6 protein-coding genes are annotated in these 8824 nt (G+C 68.1%); 3 read left to right on the forward strand and 3 right to left on the reverse strand.

The window, feature by feature from the left end; genetic code table 11:
* Window positions 1–163 precede the first annotated feature (163 nt).
* The 3 genes from U9983_RS04825 (at window position 164) to U9983_RS04835 (ending at window position 5230) form a co-directional block, all read left to right on the forward strand.
* Complete coding sequence (locus U9983_RS04825; protein WP_322752858.1) at window positions 164–676, forward strand: hypothetical protein; 513 nt, start codon at window positions 164–166, stop codon at window positions 674–676.
* Between the two features lie 47 nt (window positions 677–723).
* On the forward strand, window positions 724–3348 hold the full coding sequence (locus U9983_RS04830) for a helicase-associated domain-containing protein (RefSeq protein WP_322752866.1): 2625 nt from the start codon (window positions 724–726) through the stop codon (window positions 3346–3348).
* A 235-nt stretch (window positions 3349–3583) separates the two neighbouring features.
* Complete coding sequence (locus U9983_RS04835) at window positions 3584–5230, forward strand: DNA repair helicase XPB (protein ID WP_322751775.1); 1647 nt, start codon at window positions 3584–3586, stop codon at window positions 5228–5230.
* A 55-nt stretch (window positions 5231–5285) separates the two neighbouring features.
* Here the strand turns inward: U9983_RS04835 and U9983_RS04840 are convergent, their stop codons facing one another.
* The 3 genes from U9983_RS04840 to groL form a co-directional block, all read right to left on the reverse strand.
* A complete protein-coding gene (locus U9983_RS04840; RefSeq protein ID WP_322752859.1) occupies window positions 5286–5879 on the reverse strand; it encodes a Uma2 family endonuclease in 594 nt (197 codons plus the stop codon).
* An 81-nt stretch (window positions 5880–5960) separates the two neighbouring features.
* Complete coding sequence (locus tag U9983_RS04845) at window positions 5961–6773, reverse strand: phospholipid scramblase-related protein (protein ID WP_322752860.1); 813 nt, start codon at window positions 6771–6773, stop codon at window positions 5961–5963.
* A 130-nt stretch (window positions 6774–6903) separates the two neighbouring features.
* Window positions 6904–8526 carry a chaperonin GroEL gene (groL, locus tag U9983_RS04850; protein ID WP_322752861.1) on the reverse strand — a complete coding sequence of 541 codons (1623 nt, stop codon included), beginning with the start codon at window positions 8524–8526 and terminating at the stop codon, window positions 6904–6906.
* Window positions 8527–8824 lie beyond the last annotated feature (298 nt).

The following is an 8824-nucleotide window of genomic DNA, read 5'->3' on the forward strand; positions in this document are numbered from 1 at the left end:
TTCTACTGTTGCGACAAGCATTTGGCGTCAGACTCTTGCGTTCGGAGGCTCGCCCGTGTGGAATCTGCATTGACGGGTCTGTCGCACTCTGTCACAGGATGTGCGGCTTCACGTGATGTCGGCTGGGTATCGTCGCAGCCTGTCACTCGCGGCAGGAGAGCCTGTGCGTCCGCATTCCGCACCTCGACACGGCGCTGGTCCACGTGTCATCCGTCCGGTCGTCCGGCGGACGGCGGACACATCCGCCATTGATGTCGGCGGAGCCGACGCCGGCAAGGTCGATGTTGACAGGGTTGATGTTGGCGGTTCCGCTCGGGTCCCCGCCGCCGCCGTGTTCGACCGCAACGTATTTCCCGTTCCGTCCGGTCGGGCGCCGACAGCGGACGAGATCGACGCGATTGCCAGGGCGGTCTTCGCGAGCCCGCTGGTCGCGCTCGTCCCAGCGGGCCGGCTGCAGGTGACTTCGATCATAATTTCGACCGGCCCGCCGGACTGGGCCTTCGCAGCGCTCCTTCCACGCGAACTTGATCTTGATCCGGCGGTGGCCGTGCTCCGGTTCGATGTCAGCGGTGGCTGGGTTCTCGATCAGGTGGGCACGGCCGAGGTCGGTGTCGGCTTGTTTTCCCCACGGGTTTCCCCACCGGTGGTCGACGAATCTGACCACGACAGGCGGTAGGGCGTGCCGGACCCTGCACCTGGCCGGCTACCGTTGTGAGGGTGTCCATGCCGGCGGACGGTCCTGACGTCTCCTCCACCCTGGCCGGGTGGTTGCGGGGCCTTTCGGACGACGCGCTCACCCGGCTGCTCGCTCTGCGTCCGGATCTGGCCACGCCGCCGCCGCCCGACTTCGACATCCTCGCCGCCCGCCTGGAAATCCGCGTGAGCGTGACCCGCGCGCTTGAGCGGCTTGACACGTTCACCCTTGAGGTCTGCGAGGCGTTGACGCTGCTTCCATCGCCGGTGAGTGCCGAGGACCTCGTCAGGTTCTGTGGGGCCTCGGATGTGGCAGTGCCCGTGGCGACATTGCGTGAACGTGCACTGATCTGGGGGGATGACAGTGCCATCCGGCTTGTCGCAATGGTCCGCGACCTTGTCGGTGAGCGTCCACTCGGTCTAGGTCGGCCGTTACGTGCCTGCCTGTCCGGGCACCGGCACACCCATCTCGCCCGGCTCGCGCTGGCGATCGGGGTCACTGCCCAACGTGACCGCGATGGAGCCGTGCGCGGCTCTTTCCTCGACGAGCTCAGCGCCGCACTGGCCGCGCCGGAGCGGGTGGCGACCCTCGTCCAGGAGTGCGGTCCGCGGGCCCGTCAGCTCCTTGAGCGGCTCGCCGCCGGGCCGGCGCTCGGGCACACGGGCGACGCGAGACGGCTGCTCCATGCGTCTGACGCCCGCACACCCGTGGAGCAACTGCTTGCTCGGGGTCTGCTGGTCGGCGTCGAGGAGACCATGGTTGAGCTTCCCCGGGAGGTCGGGCTTACCCTGCGTGGTGACCGTCCGGCCGGGACGTTGCATCGCGAACCGCCTGCGCTCACCGGCAAGACTATTGATCGTGGCCAGGTTGACGGCGCGGCCGCCCTCGCCGCTGACACAGTGATTCGTCTGGTGACGGCGCTGTTGGAAGCCTGGGGTGCAACCCCGCCCATCCCGTTGCGCACGGGCGGTCTGAGTGTCCGGGACTTCCGCGCGGCAGCGAAGCTTCTCGACGTCGCCGAACCGGCCGCGGCGCTGGTGATCGAAATCGCCTATGCGGCGGGGCTGGTCGACAACGCTCCCGGCACGGATGTCATGATCATGCCAACGACCGCCTACGACCGGTGGTGCGTGGAGACCCCCGCGATGCGCTGGGCCACGTTGGTCCAGGCGTGGCTGGGCTCCCCCCAGGTGCCCGGTCTGGTGGGGGAGCGCGACGACAAGGGCCGTCAGGTTGCCGCGCTCTCCATGGAGCTGCGCCGCCAGAGCGCGCCGGAGCTGCGCCGCCTCGTGCTCGACGCCTTCGCGGCAGCTCCGGCGGGCCTTGCGCCGACATCCGAGTCGGTGCGCGCACTGCTTGCGTGGCGGCTACCCCGCCGGGGTGGGCCGTTGCTGGACCGGATGGTCGACTGGACGTTCGCCGAGGCGGATCTGCTGGGTGTCACCGGACGCGGCGCGCTGTCAGCGGCCGGGCGGGCGCTGGTCGGTGGCGAGGCGACTGACGCGGACGGCGCCCGCCGCTTCGACCTCGCTGCCGCGCTCAGTCCGATGTTGCCTGAGCCCGTCAGTGAACTGCTGGTACAGGCCGACCTCACCGCGGTGGCGCCAGGTCCCCTGGTGCCGGAGATCGCCGCGGAGCTCGCCCAGATGGCCGATGTCGAGTCGTCCGGCGCGGCAACGGTCTTCCGCTTCTCCGAAGCGTCCCTGCGGCGTGCTCTGGACGCTGGTCGGGTCGCCGAGGACATCCGCGATTTTCTTGCCCGCGTCGCCCGCGGGGACGTCCCGCAGGCGCTGGACTACCTCGTGGATGACGTCGCCCGTCGTCACGGCCGGTTGCGGGCGGGGCCGGCTGCGGCCTATCTGCGCTGCGACGACACCGCGGTGCTCTCCGAGGTGGTCGCGTCGCGGCGGACCCAGGCCCTCGGGCTGCGGCGGGTCGCGCCCACCGTGGTGATCTCATCGCTACCCATGCCCAAGTTGCTGGAGGGCCTGCGCGCGGCGGGGTTCGCCCCGGTCGGTGAAGGACCGGACGGACGCGTGGTACTGAGCCGACCGGAGGTGCACAGAACGCCCGGCCGTCCGCGCCCGAGCACCGCGGACGCCGCGGGTGCCCGCAACGAGCAGGTCCGGGGCGTGGTGCGGATGATCCGTCGGGGGGACGACAGCGCCCGGGCGGCCCGGGCAGCCAGCGCTGCGATCGGCTCCGTGTCCGACGGGATGCTGCGATCAGCTCCGCTGATGTTGCTGAGCCTGCAGGGAGCGGCACGCAGCGGCCGGCGCATACTGCTCGGGTATGTTGACCAGCAGGGAAAGTCTAGTGAACATATTGTTCGTCCGATGATTGTTGACGGGGGCTGGGTGACCGCGTGGGATGAGCGTGCTGCGGCGACCCGGCGCTTCGCGTTGCACCGTGTCACCGGCGTGCTGGATGTCGAAGATGTGCTCCCGGCCGGTGGGGCCGCCGGTTACGACTGGTCGTATGAGTTGGGTGTCGCGGGCGCAATGCCGGGCACCACCGGTGGCGACCTGGCCGGTGCCCTTGCGAGCGCCGGCACAGGCACAGGCACGGGCACAGGCGCTGTTGGGCCGATGTCCGTACCGGACCAGCAATACCCTGAATTCGTGGATCCGGAGGACGTTGCCGACCTGCCATGACGGTAACCGGTTCGATGGCCGGTACCTCGCGGGGCATCCGTCGCGGCCTGCGGCGAATATGCGAGAATCGGCAGACTGGTTCGATCCGGGTTGGTACGGCCGACGAATGTTGCCGCAGGTCGGTAGGTCGGTAGGTGGCAGATCGCTGCGCGACCCGATGGAATCTCAGGGTGTGCGATCATGGCCTTCATTGCGCGTCCAGAGGCCGCGAGGAATCGTGAGAGGACGGTGAGAAGTGGCCGATGGACCGTTGATCGTCCAGTCTGACAAGACCCTGTTGCTGGAAGTCGACCATCCGCTGGCTGGCGAGGCGCGGGCCGCGATCGCCCCGTTCGCGGAGCTGGAACGCTCCCCCGAGCACGTCCACACCTACCGGGTCACGCCGCTGGCGCTCTGGAATGCCCGGGCTGCCGGTCACGACGCCGAACAGGTCGTTGACGCACTCGTCCGCTTCTCCCGTTACGCGGTCCCGCACGCGTTGCTGGTCGACGTCGCCGACACCATGGACCGTTACGGTCGGCTACGGCTGGAGAACGACCCGGAGCGAGGCCTGGTCCTGCGGACCGTCGACCGCGCGGTGCTCACCGAGGTCGTCCGGTCCAAGAAGGTCGCGCCGCTGCTGGGTCAGCGTCTGGATGAGGACACCGTCGCGGTGCACCCGTCCGAGCGGGGACGACTCAAGCAGGCGTTGCTCAAGATTGGCTGGCCGGCCGAGGACCTCGCCGGGTATGTCGACGGCGAGGCACACCCGATCGAACTGCGCCAGGACGGCTGGGAGCTGCGCGGGTACCAGAAGGGCGCGGTGGCGGGGTTCTGGGAGGGTGGTTCGGGCGTGGTGGTGCTGCCCAGCGGTGCCGGCAAGACCATCGTCGGTGCCGCGGCCATGGCCCATGCCGGTACTACCACCCTCATCCTGGTCACCAACACGGTGGCCGGCCGGCAGTGGCGTACGGAGCTGCTCAAGCGGACATCACTCACCGAGGACGAGATCGGCGAGTACTCGGGTGAACGCAAGGAGATCCGACCCGTCACGATCGCCACATACCAGGTGATGACCGCCCGTCGCAAGGGCGAGTATCTGCATCTGGACCTGTTCGGCGCCCGCGACTGGGGTCTGATCGTCTACGACGAGGTGCACCTGCTGCCGGCGCCGGTCTTTCGGATGACCGCCGACATCCAGTCCCGGCGGCGGCTCGGCCTGACCGCCACGCTGGTCCGTGAGGACGGTCGGGAGGGCGACGTCTTCTCCCTGATCGGCCCCAAACGGTACGACGCGCCGTGGCGGGAGATCGAGGCCCAGGGCTGGATCGCCCCGGCCGAGTGCACCGAGGTGCGGGTGACCCTCACCGAGGACGAGCGGATGGCCTACGCCGTTGCGGAGGCCGAGGAGCGCTACCGGATGTGCGCCACCGCGTACAGCAAGCGTGCGGTCGTGCAACGGTTGGTCGAACGGCACGCAGGGGATCGGGTGCTCGTCATCGGCGCCTACCTTGATCAGCTTGATCAGCTTGGCGAGCTGCTCGGTGCCCCGGTCATCCAGGGGTCGACCCGTAACCGGGAACGTGAGCGTTTGTTCGAGGCGTTCCGCAGTGGGGAGATCCGGACCCTGGTTGTTTCAAAGGTCGCCAACGTGTCGATCGACCTGCCCGAAGCGGGGGTCGCCATCCAGGTCAGCGGTACCTTCGGGTCACGCCAGGAGGAGGCGCAGCGCCTCGGGCGGGTGTTGCGCCCCAAGGCGGACGGCCGCGGCGCGCATTTCTACACGGTGGTCTCCCGGGACACCATCGACCAGGAGTACGCCGCGCACCGCCAGCGCTTCCTGGCCGAGCAGGGCTACGCCTACACCATTGTCGACGCCGACGACATTCCCGACCCGACATAACCATCCAAAACCAACATAACCATCCTGACCCGACATAACCGTCCGGCGGGAGGCGTCACTCTGGATGCGGGGGGTCGATCAGGGTTGCCGGGATGATCGTGCAGGCGACCGGGTTGGTCACGCTGAGTTCCTGCTGCCCGGTCGCGGACCCGACCTGAACATAGGCTCCGTTGACGAGATCGTAGGCGTCGACAGTCGGGGTGTCGGGGTCGACCAGCCAGCAGCTGGGGACGCCGCGGTCGCGATAGACGTCGAACTTCAGGGTCCGGTCGTAACGCCGGTTGCTGAGCTCGGCGACTTCCACGACCAGCAGGGGCAGGTCCGTGATGCGGCGGGGACGGTCGTCGTCGCCCGCCGCCGCGACGATGATGTCGGGCACGATCTCGCTTCGGGGCTCGATCCGAAGGCTCACCCCCCGGGTGTGGACGCGCATGTGCGCGGGGGTCACCTCGACGAGTAGCCGGACGAGACGCTTGGTCACCCTGGTCTCCAGCGGCGTCGGCCACGCACGGACCAGGCACATCCCGTCGATGAGGTCGAAGCGCGGATCCTCAAGGCCGAACTCGTCGAGGTCTGCGACGGTGAGCGGGGGGGTGGGCAGCACCATGGTGGGGCGGCGCGAGCGTGGCGCGGAACCAGGCTGGATCACGCCAGTAATGGTGCCGCTTCCAGCTGCGACTGTCGAAACCTTCACCCTCGGCGACCAGATTCTGTGGTCTGTGGCTCGCCGTCAGCCGAGGCCGCGGGAGTCCTGCTTGAGAGCGGTATCGATGGTCAGCGCGGAGGCGACCACCAGGCTGCGCAGTGGGTCGGCAAGGGGTCGGTGGATCTGCACGACATAGTTGTCGGCCGTGGTGAACAGCGTCCGGGCCAGTCCCTCCCAGGTCTTGGTCACCCGGGCAATCTCGGTGTCGGTATGGTCGACGATCGAGAAGTTCCACGCCCGCCAGTTCTCCGCTTTGATCATCCCGATGGGGGTGCCTGCGCTCTGGAGGGCAAAGCGGATCTTTCCGAAGACGTTCTGCTGGACGATTGTGCCGATCTCGAATCCGTCCGGCCGAGATACGATCACCCGCGACTTGAAGACCTTCGCCGGTCGGGTCAGGGTGAGATGGGGAACACCGGCACTGTCGCGGACCTCAAGGCGGTGGGTGAAGAACTGATCGAGTGAGCTGACCAACCGCACCGCTTTCTTGACGGCGCTCTGACCGACTTCCACGACCGATCCGATCTGGTTCCCGGACTGGTCGAACACGGCGTACTCGTTCGTCAGCTCGATGAGTTTGGTTTTCTGGTTGACCACGAGGATCGGTTCGGTGAAGAGCGTCCCCTGCCCACCGTGGACGGGTTCGAGGCCCGCGTTTCCCTGCACCTGGCGCTGGATCCGGTCCGGCGTGTAGTTGGTCTGCACGGGTACGCCGCCGGGTGCCCCGGGTTGGGTATTACTTACCTGGTCGGTCCACCGGCTGCCGTCCCAGTAGCGGAAGGGGTGCTCGCCAGAAGGGTCGGCATACCAGCCCGCCGGCGGCATGGTCTGAGTCATGCGGTGCACACTCCCACTCGTCCTGCCATGGCAAAGGGACGGCCCCGAAACGGGACCGCCCCTTGTGTTCTACCACCGGCCGGTTTGCCACCGGCTGGCTTACAACCAGTTCAGACTGCGAACCGCGGACTCAGAAGTCCATGTCCCCGCCGCCGCCGGGACCCGCCGGGGCCGGGTTCTTCTCCGGCTTGTCGGCGATGACGACTTCGGTGGTGAGGAACAGCCCGGCGATCGACGCGGCGTTCTGCAGCGCCGAGCGGGTGACCTTGGCCGGGTCGATGATGCCGGTGGCGATCAGGTCGACGTACTCGCCGGTGGCCGCGTTCAGGCCGTGGCCGGCGGGCAGGTGACGGACCTTGTCGACCACGACGCCGCCTTCGAGACCGCTGTTGTAGGCGATCTGCTTGATCGGCGCCTCGAGGGCCAGCCGGACGATGTTCGCCCCGGTGGCCTCGTCCCCGGCGAGGTCGAGCTTCTCGAACGCCGTGACCGACGCCTGGAGCAGCGCGACGCCACCGCCGGCGACGATGCCCTCCTCGACCGCAGCCTTCGCGTTCGAGACGGCGTCCTCGATGCGGTGCTTCTTCTCCTTGAGCTCGACCTCGGTCGCGGCACCGACCTTGATCACTGCGACGCCACCGGCGAGCTTGGCCAGCCGCTCCTGCAGCTTCTCGCGGTCGTAGTCGGAGTCCGACTTCTCGATCTCGGCGCGGATCTGGCTGACCCGACCGGCGATCTGGTCGGGGTCACCGGCGCCTTCGACGATGGTGGTCTCGTCCTTGGTGACGACGAACTTGCGGGCCTTGCCGAGCAGGTCGACCGTGGTGCTCTCCAGCTTGAGGCCGACGTCCTCGGAGATGACCTGGCCACCGGTGAGGATGGCGATGTCGCCGAGCAGGGCCTTACGACGGTCACCGAAGCCGGGGGCCTTCACCGCGACGCTCTTGAAGGTACCGCGGATCTTGTTGACGACCAGGGTGGCCAGGGCTTCGCCCTCGACGTCCTCGGAGATGATCGCCAGCGGCTTGCCGGCCTGCATGACCTTCTCCAGCAGCGGGAGCAGGTCCTTGACAGCGGCGATCTTGCTGTTGACGATGAGCACGTACGGGTCGTCGAGGACGGCTTCCTGGCGGTCGGCGTCGGTGACGAAGTACGGCGAGATGTAGCCCTTGTCGAAGCGCATGCCCTCGGTGAGCTCGAGCTCGAGGCCGAAGGTGTTGCTCTCCTCGACGGTGACGACGCCTTCCTTGCCGACCTTGTCCAGCGCCTCGGCGATCAGCGCGCCGATCGCGGGGTCGCCCGCGGAGATGGACGCGGTGGACGCGATCTGCTCCTTGGTCTCGACCTCCTTGGCCTGCTTGGAGAGCTCCTCCGAGACGCGTTCGACCGCGATCTCGATGCCCTTCTTCAGACCCAGCGGGTTCGCGCCGGCCGCCACGTTGCGCAGACCCTCACGGACCAGCGCCTGGGCGAGAATCGTCGCGGTGGTGGTGCCGTCACCCGCGACGTCGTTCGTCTTCTTCGCGACTTCCTTGACGAGCTCCGCACCGATCTTCTCGTACGGATCCTCGAGCTCGATCTCCTTGGCGATGCTCACACCGTCGTTGGTGATCGTGGGGACGCCCCACTTCTTCTCCAGAACGACGTTGCGGCCCTTCGGACCGAGCGTGACCTTTACGGCGTCGGCCAGCTGGTTCATGCCGCGCTCCAGGCCGCGCCGTGCCTCCTCATCGAAGGCAATGATCTTCGGCATGGTGTCGGGGTCCTCCCAGGGGAATGGCTGTTCAATGGCCTGGCCAAGACGACGCCCGCGACGGACGGCCAGATGGCCTCGCCGCTCAGCCCTGGCACTCGAAGCTCGTGAGTGCCAGGTCCTGTTTAGCACTCGAGGTGGGTGAGTGCAAGCTCGCGCCCCGTCGTGGCGTGCCGTCGCGGGGCCGCGAGCGGGGTCTCGGCCGGCCGCCGGCGGCCGGCTGTCATCCGGTCTGTGAACCACGGGTGAACCCCCGGGGCCGCGATGCCTCCACCACCCGGTGTCAGGGAACGCCGCC

The organism is Protofrankia sp. Cas3 (genome assembly GCF_963555955.1).
In the GTDB taxonomy this organism is placed as follows: Bacteria; Actinomycetota; Actinomycetes; order Frankiales; family Frankiaceae; genus Protofrankia.

Excerpts from the sequence above, each read along its gene's own strand:
- U9983_RS04845 (WP_322752860.1), bottom strand. The coding sequence starts at position 6,773 with ATGACTCAGACCATGCCGCCGGCGGGCTGGTATGCCGACCCTTCTGGC.
- groL (WP_322752861.1), bottom strand. The coding sequence starts at position 8,526 with ATGCCGAAGATCATTGCCTTCGATGAGGAGGCACGGCGCGGCCTGGAG.
- U9983_RS04830 (WP_322752866.1), top strand. The coding sequence starts at position 724 with ATGCCGGCGGACGGTCCTGACGTCTCCTCCACCCTGGCCGGGTGGTTG.